19 protein-coding genes are annotated in these 19,137 nt (G+C 67.9%); 8 read left to right on the top strand and 11 right to left on the bottom strand.

Features of this window, described 5'->3' with window-relative positions; translation table 11 throughout:
• The first annotated feature begins 164 nt into the window (after positions 1-164).
• Positions 165-407: a hypothetical protein gene (locus QMX85_RS20100; RefSeq protein ID WP_090225459.1), complete on the top strand. Its 243-nt coding sequence runs from the start codon at positions 165-167 to the stop codon at positions 405-407.
• A 62-nt stretch (positions 408-469) separates the two neighbouring features.
• A complete protein-coding gene (locus QMX85_RS20095) occupies positions 470-1,234 on the top strand; it encodes a TSUP family transporter (RefSeq protein WP_273230464.1) in 765 nt (254 codons plus the stop codon).
• On the opposite strand, the gene QMX85_RS20090 is transcribed toward QMX85_RS20095, so the two are convergent.
• The 7 genes from QMX85_RS20090 to QMX85_RS20060 all read right to left on the bottom strand — a co-directional run bounded on the left by QMX85_RS20090 (position 1,235) and on the right by QMX85_RS20060 (position 6,512).
• Positions 1,235-2,143, bottom strand: a complete 909-nt coding sequence (locus QMX85_RS20090) for a glycerophosphodiester phosphodiesterase (RefSeq protein ID WP_282343873.1) — start codon at positions 2,141-2,143, stop codon at positions 1,235-1,237. It lies immediately after the preceding gene.
• Between the two features lie 376 nt (positions 2,144-2,519).
• Positions 2,520-3,098: a HupE/UreJ family protein gene (locus QMX85_RS20085; RefSeq protein ID WP_282343871.1), complete on the bottom strand. Its 579-nt coding sequence runs from the start codon at positions 3,096-3,098 to the stop codon at positions 2,520-2,522.
• 21 nt (positions 3,099-3,119) lie between these two features.
• Positions 3,120-3,734 (bottom strand): urease accessory protein UreG, encoded by a 615-nt coding sequence (gene ureG / locus QMX85_RS20080; protein ID WP_090225466.1) that lies wholly within the window; start codon positions 3,732-3,734, stop codon positions 3,120-3,122.
• Positions 3,735-3,804: 70 nt separating this feature from the next.
• Entirely contained in the window at positions 3,805-4,479 is a 675-nt protein-coding gene (locus tag QMX85_RS20075; protein WP_282343867.1) for an urease accessory protein UreF, read from the bottom strand.
• On the bottom strand, positions 4,476-4,976 hold the full coding sequence (gene ureE / locus QMX85_RS20070) for an urease accessory protein UreE (RefSeq protein ID WP_090225469.1): 501 nt from the start codon (positions 4,974-4,976) through the stop codon (positions 4,476-4,478). The genes QMX85_RS20075 and ureE overlap by 4 nt, the downstream gene beginning before the upstream one ends.
• Positions 4,977-5,189: 213 nt before the next feature.
• The gene (locus tag QMX85_RS20065) at positions 5,190-5,825 is read right to left on the bottom strand and encodes a TetR family transcriptional regulator (protein WP_273230474.1); all 636 of its coding nucleotides are present in this window, start codon (positions 5,823-5,825) and stop codon (positions 5,190-5,192) included.
• Between the two features lie 186 nt (positions 5,826-6,011).
• Complete coding sequence (locus tag QMX85_RS20060; RefSeq protein ID WP_282343861.1) at positions 6,012-6,512, bottom strand: hypothetical protein; 501 nt, start codon at positions 6,510-6,512, stop codon at positions 6,012-6,014.
• A gap of 309 nt (positions 6,513-6,821) precedes the next feature.
• On the opposite strand from QMX85_RS20060, the gene QMX85_RS20055 reads away from it, so the two are divergent.
• A complete protein-coding gene (locus QMX85_RS20055; protein ID WP_282343859.1) occupies positions 6,822-8,867 on the top strand; it encodes an AsmA family protein in 2,046 nt (681 codons plus the stop codon).
• Between the two features lie 58 nt (positions 8,868-8,925).
• Here the strand turns inward: QMX85_RS20055 and dbpA are convergent, their stop codons facing one another.
• From dbpA to yrfG, 4 genes are all read right to left on the bottom strand, one after another.
• Positions 8,926-10,305 (bottom strand): ATP-dependent RNA helicase DbpA, encoded by a 1,380-nt coding sequence (dbpA, locus tag QMX85_RS20050; RefSeq protein WP_282343857.1) that lies wholly within the window; start codon positions 10,303-10,305, stop codon positions 8,926-8,928.
• Positions 10,306-10,408: 103 nt separating this feature from the next.
• Positions 10,409-11,827, bottom strand: a complete 1,419-nt coding sequence (mdtD, locus tag QMX85_RS20045) for a multidrug transporter subunit MdtD (RefSeq protein WP_282343855.1) — start codon at positions 11,825-11,827, stop codon at positions 10,409-10,411.
• 60 nt (positions 11,828-11,887) lie between these two features.
• Positions 11,888-12,784 carry a LysR family transcriptional regulator gene (locus tag QMX85_RS20040; RefSeq protein ID WP_090225479.1) on the bottom strand — a complete coding sequence of 299 codons (897 nt, stop codon included), beginning with the start codon at positions 12,782-12,784 and terminating at the stop codon, positions 11,888-11,890.
• 3 nt (positions 12,785-12,787) lie between these two features.
• Positions 12,788-13,462 (bottom strand): GMP/IMP nucleotidase, encoded by a 675-nt coding sequence (gene yrfG, locus QMX85_RS20035; RefSeq protein WP_282343850.1) that lies wholly within the window; start codon positions 13,460-13,462, stop codon positions 12,788-12,790.
• 100 nt (positions 13,463-13,562) lie between these two features.
• Between yrfG and nudE the strand changes: the two genes are divergently transcribed.
• From nudE to QMX85_RS20010, 5 genes are all read left to right on the top strand, one after another.
• Positions 13,563-14,129, top strand: a complete 567-nt coding sequence (gene nudE, locus QMX85_RS20030) for an ADP compounds hydrolase NudE (RefSeq protein ID WP_282343848.1) — start codon at positions 13,563-13,565, stop codon at positions 14,127-14,129.
• A complete protein-coding gene (gene cysQ, locus QMX85_RS20025; protein ID WP_282343846.1) occupies positions 14,126-14,947 on the top strand; it encodes a 3'(2'),5'-bisphosphate nucleotidase CysQ in 822 nt (273 codons plus the stop codon). Before nudE ends, cysQ begins: the two co-directional genes overlap by 4 nt.
• 62 nt (positions 14,948-15,009) lie before the next feature.
• Positions 15,010-15,525 carry a sigma-70 family RNA polymerase sigma factor gene (locus QMX85_RS20020; RefSeq protein WP_282343844.1) on the top strand — a complete coding sequence of 172 codons (516 nt, stop codon included), beginning with the start codon at positions 15,010-15,012 and terminating at the stop codon, positions 15,523-15,525.
• Complete coding sequence (locus QMX85_RS20015) at positions 15,525-16,463, top strand: FecR domain-containing protein (RefSeq protein WP_282343842.1); 939 nt, start codon at positions 15,525-15,527, stop codon at positions 16,461-16,463. The genes QMX85_RS20020 and QMX85_RS20015 overlap by 1 nt, the downstream gene beginning before the upstream one ends.
• Positions 16,464-16,563: 100 nt before the next feature.
• On the top strand, positions 16,564-19,032 hold the full coding sequence (locus tag QMX85_RS20010) for a TonB-dependent siderophore receptor (protein WP_282343840.1): 2,469 nt from the start codon (positions 16,564-16,566) through the stop codon (positions 19,030-19,032).
• Positions 19,033-19,137 lie beyond the last annotated feature (105 nt).

Genomic DNA, 19,137 nt, shown 5'->3' with positions numbered 1-19,137 from the left:
GGGCGGTGTCTGCTCTGGCACCAGATGCCGCGCAATCGTGCGTCCAGTCCGGGCAACTGGCCCCATCGCCGGGCCGGCTGTGGTTCTGGACCCACCCCTGGCTCTTTCCCGACCATGCGAACCTGGAGACCCGAGCCGTATCGGCATTACCCACGGAGCGCACGATGAGCGAAACACTCGAATTGAACCTGTCCGACGACCAGTTGCAGCTGCTTCGGCGCTACCATGCGCACACCGGCGTCAGCGCCGAGGATTATGTGATCGCGTTGCTGACCCAGACCCGGCCGACGCTGGAGGCTGTGGTGGAAGCATTCGACGAGGCCGGCGGCGACGGCGAGGCCGTGGGCCGGCTGTTCGGCAGCAGGATGGCGGACGTGTTGCGCGAGCGCGAGGCGAACGCGCGCTGATGCCGGCGATACCCTGAAAACGCGGTGGCGCACCGCACGCCCCAAGGTCCTGAGTACAGGGTATGAGCATCTGGTTGCATCTGGCTTTTCTGATCTGCGTGGCGCTGGCCACCTTCGCCCAGAGCCTCACCGGTTTCGCCTTCGGGCTGATCCTGCTGGGCCTGGTCGCGATGCTGCACCTGGCACCGCTGAACGAGGTGTCCATCGCGGTCAGCGTGCTGACGTTGTTCAACGCGGCGGTGACCCTGGCCGGCTCGAAGACACGCATGGACATGAGCGTGCTGCGTCCGCTGCTCGTCACCAGCCTGCCCGGCGTGGTGATCGGCATCCTGCTGCTCGGCTGGCTCAGCGGCAGCCAGGTGACGCTGCTGCGGGTGCTGCTGGGCGGGGTGATCCTGCTCTGCAGCCTGATGCTGGTGATGCAGACCCGACCGCGCGCGCAGCGCTCCGGGCCGCTGTCGTTCCACGTCGCCGGCGCGCTCACCGGCCTGCTCGGCGGGCTCTTCGCCAGCGGCGGGCCGCCGGTGGTCTACCACCTGTACCGCCAGCCGCTGCCCTACGAAATCATCCGCAACACGCTGGTCGCGGTGTTCGCCGCCAATGCGCTGCTGCGCATCGCCCTGGTGCTGGTGCAGGGGCATTTCACCCTCAACGTGCTGCTGCTCAGCGCCGAAGCCTTGCCGCTGGTGCTGGTCCTCAGCTGGCTGGTCAAGCGCTACCCGCCGCCACTGTCGCTGCGGGCGATTCGCTGGATCGTCTTCAGCCTGCTGGTGATCGCCGGCAGCAGCCTGATTGGCGAGGCACTGCCGGGCCTGCTGGGGCGCTGATCAGGGCCTGGGGGCGATGCGCGTCGGCCGGCCGAGCAGCTGCAGGGCACGCTCGGGGTAGTCGGTGATCAGCCCGTCGGCACCCATGTCCAGCAACTGACGCATTTCCGGCTGCTCGTTGATCGTCCACAGGTGCACAGCCAGGCCGCGCGCCCTCGCGTTGGCGAACAGCCGCGCGGAGGCGAGCCGGGTGTCGCCGCTGCGCGGCGGAATCTGCAGCACCTGGTAGGACGGCGAGAGCACGCCGGCCAGGCCGACCCCGTTCAGCGCCGCCAGCAGGCGCACCGAGGTCGGCCCCGCGGCGGTAGCGACGCCGGGGCAGAGCTCGCGGAACAGTTGCAGGCTGCGCTCGTGGAAGCTGGCGACGATCACCTTGTCGCGCTGGCCGGCGCTTTTCAGCAGTGCACACAGGCGCTCCTCCACGCCGGCGTCGGCGCTCTTGATCTCGATCGACTTGGGCCGCTCCGGCAGCCGCGCGAAGACTTCGGCCAGGCTCGGGATGCGGATGCCTTGGCCGCGGTATGGGTAGGTTTCACCACCGTCGGCGGTCCAGGTGTAGCCGGCGTCGAGCGCCTGCAACTGCGCCAGGCTCAGCGCCGCCACCGGCCCGCGGCCGTTGCTGGTGCGCTCCAGCGCCTCGTCGTGGATCACCACCAGCTCGCCGTCCCGGCTGGCGCGCACGTCCATTTCCAGCATGTCCACGCCCAGCGCATCGGCGCGCTCGAAGGCGAACAGGGTGTTCTCCGGCCACAGGCCCATGCCACCGCGGTGGGCGATCACCAGTGGCTGCTCGCCGAGTTCGATGAGCACCGGCGGGCGGCTGGCCGGATGACTGATTAGCAGCAGACCAAGCAGCACGGCGGCGAGCAGCAGCAGAGGAATCAGCAGGAAGCGGGCGAAGCGCAGCATGGTCAGTCCATCGGGCGAGGCGGGAGTGGTCGACTATGCCAAAGCGGCTGGCGAAAGGGCAGGTGCGGCGGTGCGTGGAGCGGGTGATTGGTGCGCACGGCGCACCCTACGAGAGCGGTGCACGCACCGTAGGGTGCGCCATGCGCACCGTTGCCCAAACGGGCGGGCGTGGAAGGTCGGGCGCGGTGCGGGTGGGATTGGTGCGCGCGGCGCACCCTACGAGAGCGGAGCATACCGTAGGGTGCGCCATGCGCACCGTTGCTCGGGCGGGCGTGGAAGGTCGGGCGCGGCGCGGGGTGATTGGTGCGCGCGGCGCACCCTACGAGAGCGATGTACACCGTAGGGTGCGCCATGCGCACCATCAGCGTTGCGGTTATCAGCCGGCCAGCATCCAGGCGCCGGTGAGGGCCGAGGCGGCGCCGGCGAGGCGTACCAGTGGCGAGGCGGCTTGCGGCAGGACGCGCACCAGCGCATAGCCTATGGCATGCAGCGCGGCGGTGGCGGCGACGAAACCGGCGGCATAGCCCCAGGGGCTGGCGATTTCCGGCAGCTCGAGGCCGTGGGCGACGCCGTGGGCGAGGGCGAACAGCGCGGTCAGGCCGACCGCCACGGCCATCGGTGGACGTACCGCGACGGCGACCAGCAGGCCGAGGGCGAGCACCGAGCTGGCGATGCCCTGTTCCATGAACGGCAGTTCCATGCCCTCGAAGCCGAACAGCCCGCCGATCAGCATGGTGCCGACGAAGGTCGCCGGCAGGGCCCAGCGCGCGGCGCCTTTCTGCTGCGCCGCCCAGAGGCCGACGGCGAGCATCGCCAGCAGGTGGTCCAGGCCGGTGATCGGGTGGGCGATGCCCGACATCAACCCGGAAGCGTCATGGCCCGGGTGGGCGAAGGCCAGCGCCGGGGTGAAGGCGAGGGCAAGGGCAAGGGCGTAGAGCGAGTGGCGAAGCTTCATGGAGGTCTCCTGGTGATGGGCTCAGGCGGCGCTGAGCATGCCGTGGCGTTCGATGAAGGCGATGATCTGGTCCAGACCCTGGCCGACCTTCTGGTTACTGAAGACGAACGGCTTGTCGCCGCGCATCTTGCGGGTGTCGCTGTCCATCATCTCCAGCGAAGCGCCGACCAGCGGGGCGAGGTCGATCTTGTTGATCACCAGCAGGTCGGACTTGCAGATACCCGGGCCGCCCTTGCGCGGCAGCTTGTCGCCGGCGGACACGTCGATCACGTAGATGGTCAAGTCGGACAGCTCGGGGCTGAAGGTCGCCGAGAGGTTGTCGCCTCCGGATTCGACGATGATCAGGTCCAGGCCGGGGAAGCGCCGGTTGAGCTGGTCGACGGCTTCCAGGTTGATCGAGGCGTCCTCGCGGATCGCCGTGTGCGGGCAACCGCCGGTTTCCACGCCGATGATTCGCTCCGGTGCCAGGGCTTCGTTGCGCACCAGGAACTGCGCGTCTTCCTGGGTATAGATGTCGTTGGTCACCACGGCGAGGTTGTAGCGTTCGCGCAGCGCCAGGCACAGCGCGAGGGTCAGCGCGGTCTTGCCGGAGCCGACCGGACCGCCGATGCCGACACGCAAGGGTTGGCTGTTCATATCGTTGTCTCTCCCATGTCTATCTGTGTGCCGCGCACACGGGGCGCGCGGCGGCTGATTGGTTGCGCCTTCACGAGCGGAACAGGCGGCTGTACTGGCGTTCGTGAGCCATGCTGCTCAGGGCCAGGCCGAAGGCGGCACTGCCCCAGGTGTCCGCGGTCCGTTCGCTGGCCTCGCGCTGCGCCTGCTGCAAGGCGGGCAACAGCTCGGAGGTCAGCCGCTGCGCGGCCTGCTGGCCGAGCGGCAGGGTCTTCATCAGTACCGCCAGCTGGTTTTCCAGCCAACCCCAGAGCCAGGCGGCGAGGGCATCCTGCGCGTCGATCTTCCAGGCGCGGGCGGCCAGCGCCCAGGTCACCGCCAGGCCGGGTTCTTCGAGTTCGCCGAGCAGCGTGCGGGCCGCTTCATCCATCTCGGGCAGGCCTTCGAGCAACTGCTGCAGCGAGTAGCCCATCTGCCGGCTTTCCAGGCGTAGCTCGCGGGTTTCCCGGCTGGCGCGCTGCTCGCCGGCGAGGCGTTTGAGTTCGTCCCAGTCACCCTCGGCGGCGGCCACGCAGTGGGCCAGCAGCAGCGGCGCCTCGAAGCGCGCCAGGTTGAGCAGCAACTGGTCGGCGATCCAGCGCCGGGCGCTGGCGCTGTCCTTCACCCGCGCCTGCTCGACGGCCATTTCCAGGCCCTGGGAATAGCTGTAGCCGCCGATCGGCAACTGCGGGCTGGCCAGGCGCAACAGGGCCCAGGCGGGATTCACGGTTTGCTGCCGAACTGGTGCAGGCGTGGCGCGTAGCTGAATTCTGCTTCGCCGGCGTGCGAGTGGTGATGGCCGCCGCCGTAGGCGCCGTGCTCCGGCTGGTACGGCGCCTCGATGGCTTCGACATGGGCGCCGAGCTGTTCGAGCATGTCCCTGAGCACGTAGTCGTCGGGCAGGCGCAGCCAGCCGTCGCCCAGTTGCAGGGCGACGTGGCGGTTGCCCAGGTGGTAGGCGGCGCGGGTCAGCTCGAAGGCGTTGGCGCAGGTCACGTGCATCAGTGGCTCGGCGCGCGCGCGAACGCGGACGATGCGGCCGTCCTCGGCCTGCAGGCATTCGCCATCGGCGAGTGGCGGCTGGCCGCGTTCGAGGAACAGGCCGACGTCTTCGCCGGTGCTGCTGAAGCAGCGCAGGCGGCTCTTGCTGCGGGCCTCGAAGGTCATTTCCAGTTCGGCGTCCCATTCGGTGCGGGGTTCGATGCGGCGGTGAATCACGAGCATGGTGGCTTCCGGGGATTGGCGTGGCGGAGGTACGAGCAAGGGACTTGCCAAGTGCGTGCGGCCCCATGGACGACGCGCTGCGGCGCGGGGTTGCCCGAATTTGAACCCCCGGTCAGGTTTGCTTTGGTGCCCAGGTGAAATTCGTGCGCGGTAATGGTGCATTCAGGCGTCCGGTGTCAGGCCAGTATGCCAAAGCGGGGCAGCGCCGGGCGATCAGGTCCGCGAGCCGTTCAGCCCGAGCCAGTGCTTGCCGCCGATGAAGATGAAGCGCAGCTGCTGGGTGATCTTGGCTTCTGCGCTCAGGTGCGCGGGCAGGGATTCGGAGGGCGGGTCGATGAGTTCGGGGAGGGTGGCGAACACCGCTTTCACCACCAGATCGGAGATCACGTCCAGCGCCGCGTCGTCGAGCTGCGGCATGCGGTTCATCAGCTTGAGGTCGGCCGCGAGGTCGTCGGTGATGCGCTGGCGCAGGCTGGAGATGGCCTGGCGCACCGGGCGCGAGCCGCCGTACTGCTCGCGGGCGAGGAAGAGGAACTGCTCGCGGTTGGCGCTCACCGCGTCGAGGAAAATCCGCGTACTGGCCTCGACCAGCCCGCCCAGCTCGAACTCGTTGCGGCGCACCACGCGCAGGGTTTCGCGAAAGGTCTCGCCGACTTCCTCGACCAGCGCCAGGCCAAGCTGATCCATGCCCTCGAAGTGGCGATAGAAGCCCGTGGGGACGATGCCGGCGCAGCGTGCGACTTCGCGCAGGCTCAGGCTGCCGAAGCCGCGCCCGCTGTCCATCAGGCTGCGTGCGGCAGCCAGCAGGGCGTGGCGGGTTTGCAGTTTCTGTTCGGCGCGTGGTGGCATACGGCGGCGACGGCGAGCGGGGGAGGTGGCCGCACTCTAGCAAAAGGATTTCGCGCCCGTCGATGTCTGGTGATCAGTCGTGCACTGAGCGTGCGGACGGGGTGTGGCGTGGGTATTCGCGGAAACGCCCTGGCCGAAAATGAACAAAGCCCGGACGGGCCGGGCTTTTGTCATCTATCGAGGGCTTCAAGCGACTTTACCGCCGGTACGTTCGAAACCACTGTCGGCGACTTTGCCACCGGTGCGCTCGAAACCGCTGTCAGCGACTTTCCCGCCGGTACGTTCGAAGCCACTGTCAGCGACTTTGCCACCGGTATGTTCGAAACCGCTGTCGGCGACTTTACCGCCGGTACGCTCGAAACCGCTGTCGGCAACTTTACCGCCAGTGCGTTCGAAACCGCTGTCGGCGACTTTACCGCCGGTACGCTCGAAACCGCTGTCGGCAACTTTACCGCCAGTGCGTTCGAAACCGCTGTCGGCGACTTTGCCACCGGTGCGTTCGAAACCGCTGTCAGCGACCTTGCCGCCGATACGCTCGAAGCCACTGTCGGCTTGGGGATTGACGATCTGATGGTAGGCGCTGGCGGCCTTGGCTTCGCCCAGGAACGGTTGGGGCGCCTGCGGGAGGGCGAAAGCGGTGGAGGTCAGGGTGGCCAGGATCACGCTTGCAAGGATTTGAGTTTTCATTTGAGTGGCTCCTCTTGGGGGGCGATAAGTGGGGTACGGAGCCAATACTACTCAGGAAAATTCGATCAAAAAGTCGTTCCAGGGAATAGTAAAGATCGACTTCATTGATGCTTGGTGAAAATCCAGCCGTTTCAGGCAGTTAAGGCTGCACCAAAGCGATTCGCCTGCCCTCGCGGCGCCCTTTGGGCGTGCATTTTCGACCGCCGCCCATGGGGTGTTGGCGAAGCGTTCGGGGAGTCATCGCCGGGGTTTTCCAGTCGATAGGTAGGAGCGCTGCATCCGTCCGCGGCGCCTGGCTGGAGGGAGCGCATGACGCGTGCAAAGAAGATTCTGATCTGGAGTGTTGCCGGGCTGCTGCTGTTGCTGGCCGCGCTGGTGGTCTTCGTCGCCACCTTCGACTGGAACCGCGCCAAACCGACGATCAACGAGAAGGTGTCGGAGGCGCTCGGACGGCCGTTCGCCATCGACGGCAATCTCGCCGTGGAGTGGCGCCGCGAGCCCGACGAGAAACGCTGGCGCGGGCAGGTACCCTGGCCGCACGTGAGCGCCGAGAAGCTGCGCGTCGGTAACCCGGAATGGGCCAAGGGCGATCATCTGGTGGCGCTGGAGCGGGTCGAGGCGAGTCTGTCGCCGCTGGCCCTGCTGTCGAAGACCGTGCGCATCCCACGCATTCAGCTGACCGCCGCCGATGCCGAGCTCGAACGCCTCGCCGATGGCCGCGACAACTGGACCTTCGATCTGGGCAGTGACGAGTCGAAGGACGAGGAGCCGTCGCCCTGGACGCTGGACATCGGCACCATCGGCTTCGACAAGGGTCAGGTGCGCTATGAGGATCAGACCCTGCAGGCCAAGGTTCAGGTTGACGTGCAGCCGCTAGGCAAGCCAATTCCGTTCAGCGATATCGTTGGCAAAGCGCGGGCCGACGCCAGCACGCAACAGGGCGTCGCGGCGCAGGATTACGCGTTCGCCTGGCAGGCCAAGGGCAGCTATCGCGCACAGCCCGTGAGTGGCCAGGGCAAGGTCGGCGGCCTGCTGGCCCTGCAGGACGCCGCCCAGCCCTTCCCGGTGCAGGTGGATCTGCGCGCCGGCGCGACCCGCGTGCAGGTGGAAGGCACGCTCACCGATCCGAAGAACCTCGGCGCGCTCGACCTGCGCCTGCGGATGTCCGGCGACAGCCTCGGCAACCTGCAGCCGCTGATCGGCGTGGTCCTGCCGGACAGTCCGAAGTACGCCACCGACGGGCGTCTGATCGCGCGACTGCGGGACGCCGACGGCGCCAGCTACGCGTACCGCGATTTCAACGGCCGCATCGGCGACAGCGACATCCATGGCAGCCTGACCTTCGTCGCGCGCCAGCCGCGGCCCAAGCTCTCCGGCACGCTGACCTCCAACCAGTTGCTGTTCAGCGACCTGGCGCCGTTGATCGGCGCCGACTCCAACGAAGAGAAGAAAGCCCGTGGCGAATCCAGCCTGCAGCCGACGGACAAGGTGCTGCCTTACGAGCGGTTCGAGACCGAAGCCTGGCGCAGCATGGACGCAGACGTCAGCTTCACCGGCAGGAAGATCGTGCATGGCGAGACGCTGCCGATCAGCGACCTGAACACCCACGTGGTCCTCAACGACGGCGCGCTGAGCCTGGAACCGCTGCGCTTCGGCATGGCCGGCGGTACGCTGGATACGCACATCGTCCTCGACGGGCGGCAGACGCCGTTGCGCGGCAGCGCGCAGCTCAAGGCGCGCCAGCTCAAGCTCAAGCAGCTGTTCCCGTCGGTGCAGGCTATGCAGAGCAGCCTCGGCGAGCTGAACGGCGACGCCAGCATCGCCGGCACCGGCAACTCGGTGGCGGCGCTGCTCGGTTCGGCCAACGGAGACCTGCGTCTGCTGATGAACGACGGCGTGGTCAGCCGCGGCCTGATGGAAATCGCCGGGTTGAACGTTGGCAACTACCTGGCGAGCCGGTTGTTCGGCGATGACGAGGTGCAGATCAACTGCGCCGCCGCCGACCTCGGCATCAAGGACGGCCTGGCCACCAGCCGGGTGTTCCTGCTCGATACCGAGAACGCGGTGATCCGCATCGACGGCTGGGCGAACATGAAGACCGAGCAGATGGATTTCGACATCGTGCCCAAGTCCAAGGGCGTGCGGATCATCTCGCTGCGCTCGCCGCTCTATGTGCGCGGGACCTTCAAGGAGCCCAAGCCGGGCGTTCACGCCGGCCAGTTGGTGGCGCGCGGTGCGGGGCTGATCGCGCTGGGCGTGGCGGTGGCGCCGGTGGCCGGGCTGCTGGCGCTGGTGGCGCCCAGCGGTGGCCAGGCCGACCAGTGCGCGCCGGTGCTCCAGCAGATGAAGAAGTGAGTGCGCGGCGCCGTCGGACGGACATGGCGGGCGCTCGACGGCCCGCCATGCGCCGCCCTCAGAGCATCCGCACCTTGAACGACTTGCCCTTGATCCTGCCCTCGGCGAGGCGCTTGAGCGCCTGACGGGCGATCCCGCGTTCGACGGCGACGAACGCCTGGAAGTCGAAGATGGCGATCTTGCCGACCTGGGCGCCGGGAATGCCGGCCTCGCCGGTGAGCGCGCCGAGGATGTCGCCGGGGCGGATCTTCTCCTTGCGTCCGCCGTTGATGCACAAGGTCGTCATCGGCGCCTGAAGCGGCGCGCCATCGCGGGGTTTCAGGCTGTTCAGCGGGTGCCAGTTGAGTGGTGCCTTCTGCAGCGTCTCGATGGCCTGGGCGCGATGCGCCTCGGCGGGGGCGACCAGGCTCATCGCCAGGCCCTTGTTGCCGGCGCGCCCGGTGCGGCCGACCCGGTGGATGTGGATTTCCGCATCGCGCGCCAGTTCGACGTTGATCACCATGTCCAGCGCATCGATGTCCAGCCCGCGGGCCGCGACATCGGTGGCCACCAGCACCGACAGGCTGCGGTTGGCGAACATCGCCAGCACTTGGTCGCGGTCGCGCTGCTCCAGGTCGCCGTTCAGCGCCATCGCCGAAATGCCGTGGGCGCCGAGGTGCTCGACCAGCTCCTGGCACTGCTGCTTGGTGAAGCAGAAGGCCACGCAGGATTCAGGGCGATAGGCCGCAAGCAGCTTGAGCACGGCATCCATGCGCTGCTCGGGCGCGATCTCGTAGAAGCGCTGCTCGATCTGCTCGCCATCGTGCAGGGCTTCGATGCGGACCTGCTGCGGGTCGCGCATGAACGCCGCGGAGAGCTGCTTGATCGCCGCCGGGTAGGTGGCGGAAAACAGCAGCGTCTGCCGCTTCGCCGGGGTCTGCCCGATGATCTCGGCGATGGCGTCGTAGAAGCCCATGTCGAGCATGCGGTCGGCTTCGTCGAGGATCAGCGTATTGAGCCCGTCGAGTTTCAGCGTGCCCTTCTTCAGGTGCTCCTGGATGCGTCCCGGCGTCCCGACGATGACGTGGGCGCCGTGCTCCAGCGAGCCGATCTGCGGGCCGATGGAGACGCCGCCGCAGAGCGTGAGGATCTTGATGTTGTCGGCGGCGCGGGCCAGCCGGCGCAGCTCCTTGGCGACCTGGTCGGCGAGTTCGCGGGTCGGGCAGAGCACCAGGGCCTGGCAGCCGAAGTAGCGCGGGTTGAGCGGGTTCAGCAGGCCAATGCCGAACGCGGCGGTCTTGCCGCTGCCGGTCTTGGCCTGGGCGATCAGGTCCATGCCCTTGAGGATCACCGGCAGGCTCTGCGCCTGGATCGGCGTCATCGACGCGTAGCCGAGCGCCTCCAGGTTGGCCAGCATGGCCGCGGAAAGCGGCAGGGAGGAAAAAGCGGTCGTGGTCACGGAAGCGGCCTGGGTGCGGAAATGTCGCGCAGTGTAACAGGCGCGCCGGCCGCGGCTCAGGCCGGCAGGCGGCTCACGGGCGCGAGTCCGGCCGGAGCGCGCCTCAGCCCTCCACTTCGATCTTGCTGTCGAGGTCCTTGCTGCTGCGGCCTTCGCGGTCGTCGAGCTGGAGGAAGATGAATGCCGCCAGCATCGACAGCCCGCCGATGCAGAGGAAGGTCATCTGGAAGGCGTGCAGCACCGAGCCGCCGTCGTCCAGGGTGAAGCCGCCGAGCAGTGCCGCGGCCGAGGCCACGCCGAGGCTCATCGCCAGTTGCACCACCACCGAGAGCAGGCTGTTGCCGCTGCTGGCTTCCTCGTCGCGCAGGCCGATCAGGGTGATGGTGTTCATCGCGGTGAACTGCAGCGAGTTGATCGCGCCGATGAAGGCCAGTTGCACCAGCAGCAGCGGGTACGGCAGGCCCTCGCCGGCCAGCGCCAGGCTGGCGATCAGCATGCCGAGCAGCAGGGTGTTGCCGGTGAGGATGGTGCGGTAGCCGAGACGGTCGATCAGCGGCTTGGCCAGCGGTTTCATCGCCATCGCCGCGGCGGCCAGCGGGATCATGCTCATCCCGGCCTGGGCCGGCGAATAGCCCATCGCCACCTGCAGCAGCAGCGGCGTGAGGAACGGCAGCGCGCCGCTGCCCAGGCGTGCGAACAGGTTGCCGAGGATGCCCACGGCGAAGCTGCGGTTGGCGAACAGGCTGGGGCTGAACAGCGGTTTGTCGACCTTGCCGGCACGCAGCCAGTAGGCGGCGAGGCAGGCGAGGCCGCCGACCAGCAGGAGCATCACCCGCACGTGCGGCAGTTTCAGCTCGCCGAGGCCCTCCAGGGCGATGGTGATCAGCACCATCGCGGCCCCGAACAGGGCGAAGCCGACGCCGTCGAAGCGCGTGCGTTCGGCGCCGCGCAGGTCCGGCATGTAGCGCAGCGCGGCCCAGCAGCCGAGCGCGCCGACCGGCAGGTTGATCAGGAAGATCCAGTGCCAGGAGGCGTATTCCACCAGCCAGCCGCCGAGGGTCGGGCCTATCAGCGGGCCTACCAGGCCGGGCAGGGTGATGAAGCTCATGATCCGCACCAGGTCGCTGCGCGGGTAGGCGCGCAGCACCACCAGGCGTCCCACCGGCATCATCAGCGCGCCGCCAATGGCCTGCAGCACACGGGCGCAGACCAGTTGGCTGAAGTTGTGCGAGAGGGCGCAGAGCAGCGAACCGACGCTGAACAGCAGGATCGCGGCGAAGAAGATCCGCCGCGTGCCGAAGCGGTCGGCGATCCAGCCGGAGGCGGGAATCAGCAGCGCCACGGTGAGCATGTAGGCGATCACCACGCCGTGCATGCGCAGCGGGTTCTCGGCGAGGTCGGCGGCCATCGCCGGCAGCGCGGTGTTGAGGATGGTCCCGTCCAGGGTCTGCATGAAGAAGGCGATGGCCACGATCCAGGGCAGGAAGCGGGCGGTGCGGGCGTCGAGCGTGGGCAGAGGCATGGCGATCCGGATCAGAAAGGCGTGCTGTTTAGATAGCGTGCGCAGGCGGGGTTCCTGCGGTCAACCGCTTCCCGCCGCCTCCAGCAGCTCGATCATCTGCGCGAAACAGGCATCGGCGAGCGCCGAGCGCGGCTCACTGTGACGCATGATCAGGCCCAGCGGCGCCAGCGTATGGGCGTCGTCGATCGGGTGCAGGCAAAGATTCTCCACCAGCCCGGCGAGCCCGCTGTCCAGCGGCATCACCGCGCAGCAGAGGCCACCGCGCACCGCCTGGAGCAACTGGTGCACCGCGTCGGTCTCCAGCAGCGGCTGTACTTTCAGACCACGGGAACGGAACGCGTGGTCGATGGACTGGCGAAAGTGCATGCCGCCGGACAGCATTCCCAGCGGCAGCTCGATGAGCGCGTCCCAGCTCAGCGCACCGGCGCCGAACGTGAAGTGGGCCGGATCGTAGAGCAGGCCCATGCGCGTCTCGAGCAGCGCCAGGCTGTGGAAATGCCGCGCATCCAGCCCGTCCAGGTAGGAGAGGCCGAGGTCCAGCCGGTTGCTCGCGAGCTGTTCGAGGATTTGCTCCGAACTCAGTGCCGAGAGCTGGAAGCGCAGGCTCGGGTGGCGCTGGTTGAGGCGTCGCAGCAGCGGCAATGGGTCGAAGCTGGACAGCGGCACCATGCCTAGCCGCAGGGTGCCGACCAGGTTGCCGCGGCAGGCGGCGGCCTCCGCCTGCAGGCCGTCGACCGCCGCCAGGGTGGTCCGCGCCCAGGCTAGGATGCGTTCGCCCGGCTCGGTGAAACCCTCGAAACGCTGGCCGCGCCGCACCAGCTCCAGGCCGAGTTCCTCTTCCAGGCCGCGCAGGCGCATCGACAGGGTCGGCTGGGTGATATGGCAGCGCGCCGCGGCCTGGCCGAAATGGCGCGTCTCGTCGAGGGCGATCAGAAAACGCAGCTGCTTGATGTCCACGGCTCAGGCCTCCGCCAGGGCGCCGGGCAGCACCTGGCGATAATCCTCGACGGCGGCGAACTCCTCGGTGTCGCGCAACTGGCCGCGGCTGTCCGGCTGGCGCACGGCGAGCAACTGGGCGACGCCGAACTGCCGCGCGCTGCGCAGGATCGGCAGGCTGTCGTCGATGAACAGGCTGCGCGCCGGATCGAACCCGAAGTCCTCTTGCAGGGCGAACCAGAACTGCTGGTCTTCCTTGGGAAAGCCGTAGTCGTGGGAGCTGATGAGGCGGTCGAAATAGGGCGCCAGGGCGACCTTTTCCATCTTCAGCGACAGCGAATCGCGGTGTGCGTTGGTGATCAGCGCGACCCGCTTGCCGGCGGCGCGCACGGCGGCGAGGAAGGTGTCGGCGTCGGGCCGCAGGGCGATCAGGTGGGCCACTTCACGCTTGATCTCGCGGATCGACAGGCCCAGCTCGCGGCTCCAGAAATCCGTGCAGTACCAGTTCAGCGTGCCGGCATGTTCGCGGAACAACGGCAGCAGCTCGGCGCGGGCCCGTTCGGCGGACACGCCGTGATGCTCGGCATAGCGCCGCGGCAGGTGTTCCAGCCAGAAGTGGTTGTCGAAGTGCAGGTCGAGCAGGGTGCCGTCCATGTCGAGCAGCACGGTGTCGATTTCGGACCAGGGCAGGGTGGTCATGGCGGGTTCCTCGCGGCCGGTCGCGCTGGGCGGTGAATCTCCGACGGGGATAATCGGGAAAGGCGCGGTATGATACCCGTTCGCGCCAAGGAGTCAGCCCATGCGTCAGAAACCCACCGTACTCGCCCGCGAGATCGTCGCCAAAAGTCGCCTGTTTTCCGTCGAGGAGCTGCAATTGCGCTTCTCCAACGGCGTCGAGCGGACCTACGAACGGCTCGCCAGCAAGGGCGTCGGCTACGGCGCGGTGATGATCGTGGCGCTGGCCGACAGCGACCACGCGCTGCTGGTGGAAGAATATTGCGCGGGCACCGACGACTACCAATTGTCGCTGCCCAAGGGTCTCATCGAGCCGGGCGAGGACGTGCTGGTCGCCGCCGAGCGCGAGCTCAAGGAAGAGGCCGGCTTCGGCGCGCGGCGCCTGGAGTACCTCACCGAGCTGTCGCTGTCGCCGGGCTACATGAGCCAGAAGATCCAGGTGGTGCTGGCCCGCGACCTCTACCCGGAAAGTCTGCCGGGCGACGAGCCCGAGCCGCTGGGCGTCAGCCAGGTCAACCTGCGCGAACTGTCGAGCCTGGTGCAGCACCCGCAGTTCAGCGAGGGCCGCGCCCTGGCGGCGTTGTACCTGGCGCGCGACCTGCTCGGCCAGCGCGGCGAATTCGTCCTGTGAGCGCCGCTCTGCTGCCCGCGGTGATCGAGCTGGTGCAGCGCGCCGGCGCGGCGATCATGCCCTATTGGCGCAGCGACCTGGCGGTGCGGGAAAAGTCCGACGCCTCGCCTGTCACCGCCGCCGACCTCGCCGCCCATCGGGTGCTGGCGGACGGCCTGCGGGCGCTCGATCCGACGATTCCGGTGCTGTCCGAGGAGGATTGCGAGATCGCCCTGGGCGAGCGCGAACGCTGGCAGCGCTGGTGGCTGGTCGACCCGCTGGACGGCACCAAGGAGTTCATCGCCGGCTCCGAGGAATTCACCGTCAACGTCGCCCTGATCGAGCGCGGCCGCGTGCTGTTCGGTGTGGTCGGGATTCCCTGTTCCGGGCGCTGCTATTACGGCGGCGCCGGCAGCGGTGCGTTCCTGTGCGAGCGCGATGGCGCGCCCATGCCGATCGCCGTGCGCGCGCAGCCGGCGGAGCGTTTCACCGTAGTTGCCAGCCGCCGCCATTCCAGCCCGGCGCAGGAACGCCTGCTGCAGGGGCTGAGCGAGCGCTTCGGCGACCTGCAGCTGGCCAGCGTCGGCAGCTCGTTGAAGTTCTGCCTGCTCGCCGAGGGCGCGGCCGACTGTTATCCGCGCCTGGCCCCCACCTCGCAGTGGGACACCGCGGCGGCCCAGGGCGTGCTCGAAGGCGCGGGCGGCGAGGTGCTCGACATCGCCGGCGCGCCGCTGACCTACGAACCACGCGAGTCCTACCTCAACCCGCATTTCCTCGCCCTGCCGAAGGCGGTGGACTGGCGCGACGACCTGGTGCGGCTGGCGCAACGGCTGGACTGATCGCCGCTGGAAGCCCTTTATGATATTAATTATCATTTGCCCGAAAGGGGCGGGGGATTTCCATGAACAGCGAAGGCATAGTCAGGCCGAACGACCTGCAGCGGCTCTATGCCGATCACCACGGCTGGCTGCAAGGCTGGCTGAGGCACCAGCTCGGATGCGCGCATAACGCCGCCGACCTCGCCCAGGACACTTTCCTCCGCGTGCTCGCCCGCGATCACGACGTCGCCGCCATCCGCGAGCCACGCGCCTACCTGCACACCATCGCCAAGAGCCTGCTGGTCAACCACTGGCGGCGCCGGCAGATCGAGCAGGCGTATCTCGATGCGCTTGCGCTGCAACCGGAGACACTGGCGCCCTCGCCGGAAACCCGCGCGCTGATCGTCGAGACGCTGCTGCAGGTGGATGCGCTGCTGGCGCGGCTGCCGGAAAAGGTCCGCCACGCCTTTCTGCTCTCCCAGCTGCACGGCCTCACCTACCTGCAGATCGCCGGCGAGCTGGGCGTCTCCGAGCGGATGGTGAAGAAGTACATGGCGCAGGCGATGCTGCAGTGCCTGACGCTGATGGACGACGCCTGATGAGCCAGGAGTTCCGCGTGTTGCAGGAAGCGGCGGACTGGTTCGCCGTGCTGCATTCCGGGCGCGTGGGCGATGACGAACGGCAGGCCTGGCAGGCCTGGCTGACGCATCCGGATCATGCCCATGCCTGGCGCAAGGTGGAGCGTCTCAGCGGCCAGCTGCAGCGTCTCTCCAGCGAGCCCGGCGGTCGCGCGGCCGCCAGTATGCTCGGCAGCCGCTGCGGTCGCCGGCAGGCGTTGAGGACCCTGAGCGTGCTCTGCGGCGGTGGCGTGCTGGGCTGGCTCGGCGTCGATCGCCTGGGCGCGCGCGGCTGGTTCGCCAGCCAGCGCAGCGCGGTTGGCGAAATCCGCGACCTGCGCCTGGCCGATGGCTCGCAACTGTGGCTGAACACCGACAGCGCGGTCGACATCGCGTTCGACGATGCCGCGCGGACCCTGTCGCTGTACCGCGGCGAGATCCTCGTCGACGCCCCGACGGAACGCCGGCCGTTGCTGGTGCGCAGTGCCGAGGGCGTGCTGCGCAGCGAGCGGGGCGCGCACTTTTCGCTGCGCCAGCTCGACGGTGAAACCCAGCTCAGCCTGTATGCCGGCGACTTCATGCTGCGCGGCGCAGGGTCGGCGGCGACGCTGCTGTCGGCCGGCCGGCAATGGCGGTTTTCCTCCGCTGGGGCGGTCACCAGCGGACCGCTGCAACGCGCCGCGCAGGCCTGGTCCGGCGGCATGCTGCTGGCCGACGACATGCGCCTCGACGCGTTCCTCGCCGAACTGGGCCGCTACCGCCACGGCTACCTAGGCTGCGATCCGCGCATCGCCGGGCTGCGCGTGGTCGGCGCCTTCCCGCTGGCCGATACCGAGCGCGTGCTCGATGCGCTCGCCGGCACCCTGCCGGTGCGCGTGCAGCGTCGCTTGCCATGGTGGGTGAGCCTGGAGCCGGCCTGATGCGCGGCAGCAAAAAAAATCGTTCGGGCGGTTCCCCTTTTTCGTTCTCGCTTGGCTTTAGAGGCAATCACCGCCCTTCAACGAGAACAAAGGTCCTGCCATGCGCTCCCGCTCTCTGCCTTGCACACCGCGTCCGCTGACGCGCGCCGTCCGTGCCGCCGTCATCGCGCTGCCGCTGAGCATTCTCGCCGCACCGCCGGCGAGTGCCGCCGAAACCGATGCCCGCCGCTACGAGATCCCTGCCGGGCCGCTGTCCAGCGCGCTGAGCCGCTTCGCCGGCGACGCCGGGGTGCTGCTGTCGGTGGATGGCAACCTGGTGCAAGGCTTGAACTCCAGCGGGCTGCGCGGTGAATACGCGGTCGACCAGGGTTTCGCCGCGCTGCTTCGCGGCAGCGGCCTGCGCGCGGTACGCGATGCCCAGGGCAACTATTCGCTGGTGGCGGAAAGCGCGCCGGTCGAGCTGCAGACGCTGCACGTGCAGGGCAGCCTGGGTAACGCGCTGGGTTCGATGGAGGGCTACAACGCCACCCACAGCAGCGTGGCGACCAAGACCAGCCTGCCGTTGCTGGAAACCTCGCAGAGCGTCTCGGTGGTCACCCGCCAGCAGATGGACGATCAGGGCTCGCAGACCGTCGCCCAGGCCCTGCGCTACACGCCGGGGCTGATGAGTACGCCCTACGGCGCCACGACCCGTTACGACTACGTGGCGCTGCGCGGGATCAACGACGGTTCGGTGGACAACCTGTTCCTCGACGGGCAGAAGATGCTCGGCGACAGCGGCACCTACAGCAGCCTGCAGGTCGACCCCTATTTCCTCGAGCGCATCGACGTGCTGAAGGGGCCGTCGTCGGTGCTCTATGGGCGCAGCAATCCGGGCGGGCTGGTGGCGTTGACCAGCAAGAAGCCGGAGTACGAGGCGCATCGTCAGCTGCAGCTGACCCTGGGCAGCAACGACCTCAAGCAGGGTGCCTTCGACTTCACCGGCCCGCTGGGCGACGAGCAGCGCATGGCCTACCGGCTGGTCGGGGTGGTCAAGGACGCCGACAACCAGGTGGACGGCATCGAAGAGCAGCGTTACGCGCTGATGCCCTCGTTGAGCATCGATTTCACCGACGACACCCGCCTGACCCTGCTGGCGATGCTCCAGCACGACCCGAAAAGTGGCTATCACGGCGGCCTGCCGGCCGACGGAACTGTTTATCAGCACAACGGGCAACGCATCTCCACGCACTTCTTCGAGGGCGAGGACGACCGCGAGAAATTCGAGCGCGACCAGCAGATGCTCGGCTACCAGCTCGAACACCGCTTCAACGACGTGGTGTCCGCGCGGCAGAACTTCCAGTACCTGGATTCGCGCGTGGATTCCGAACAGGTCTACCAGTACGGCTACACGACCCAGTATGGCTACGGCGCCGATGGCGACCTCTATCGCGCCTACACCGGCGCCCAGGAGGCGTTGCACGCCTGGAGCGTGGATAACCAGCTGCAGTTCGAGTTCGCCACCGGAGCGCTCGAGCACACCCTGGTCACCGGCCTCGACTACCAGCGGCGCAAGGCGCGGGTGAACTACGACGGTGGCACCGCCAGCGCGGTCAACCCCTATACCGGGGTGCGGCCCGAGGTGACCTACAGCTTCTACCACCAGTACGACGAGAGCCGCCGCCTGGAGCAGACCGGCCTCTACGTGCAGGACCTGATCGCCCTCGACCGCTGGCGCTTCTCCCTCGGCCTGCGCCAGGACTGGGTGGAAACCTCGTTCGAGCAGACCAATTCGATCTACGGCGACCAATCGGACAGCGACAAGGAGAACAAGCTCACCGGGCGTATCGGCGTGCTCTACGCCTTCGACAACGGCCTTTCGCCCTATGTCAGCTACTCGGATTCGTTCAACCCCAACACCTCGCCGGCCTACAACGGCACCACCGGCAACTTCGACGTGACGTTGCTCAAACCCACCGAGGGCGAGCAGTACGAGGTCGGCTTGAAGTACCAGCCGCCGGGCACCGACGACCTCTACACGCTGTCGTACTTCGACCTCACCCAGTCGAACCTGTCGAGCAAGGATTCCAGCGAGAACTTCTTCCGCTCGGTGGGCGAGATCCGCTCCAGGGGCGTCGAACTGGAGGCGCGCACGCGACCGACGCCGAACAGCAACCTGGTCGCCAGCTACACGTATATGGACGTGGAGTACACCAAGGACTACATCGCCACCTCCGGCGCCAACAACCGGGGCAACACGCCCAACGTGGTGGCGCGCAACATGGCCTCGCTGTGGGCGGACTACACCTTCGCCGACGGTGTGCTGGGCGGCCTGCAGGTCGGTGGCGGAGCGCGCTACTTCGGGCGCAGCTGGGCGGACGCGGAGAACACCCTGCGGCTGCCGTCCTACACGTTGTTCGATGCCTCGCTCGGCTACGACCTTTCCCGCGTCGGGCTCGACGGCGTGGGCGTCCGGCTCAACCTGAACAACCTCACCAACGAGAAGTACGTCGCTGCATGCAACAGCCTCTACCAGTGCTACTACGGTGAGGAACGCAACGTGATGGCCACTCTCAACTACGACTTCTGATACCGCCGGGTCGGGGGGGGGCCGGGGGGGGGGGGGGGGGGGGGGGGGTGGGGGGGGGGGGGTAGTAAAAGTCGCGCGCGCCGTGTGTGTTTAACAACCAACAAT

Source organism: Pseudomonas sp. PS02288 (assembly GCF_029959715.1).
Lineage (GTDB): Bacteria > Pseudomonadota > Gammaproteobacteria > Pseudomonadales > Pseudomonadaceae > Pseudomonas_O > Pseudomonas_O kuykendallii.
The sequence above is the reverse complement of the archived record's forward strand: the minus strand, read 5'-3'. Positions and strand labels throughout refer to the sequence as shown.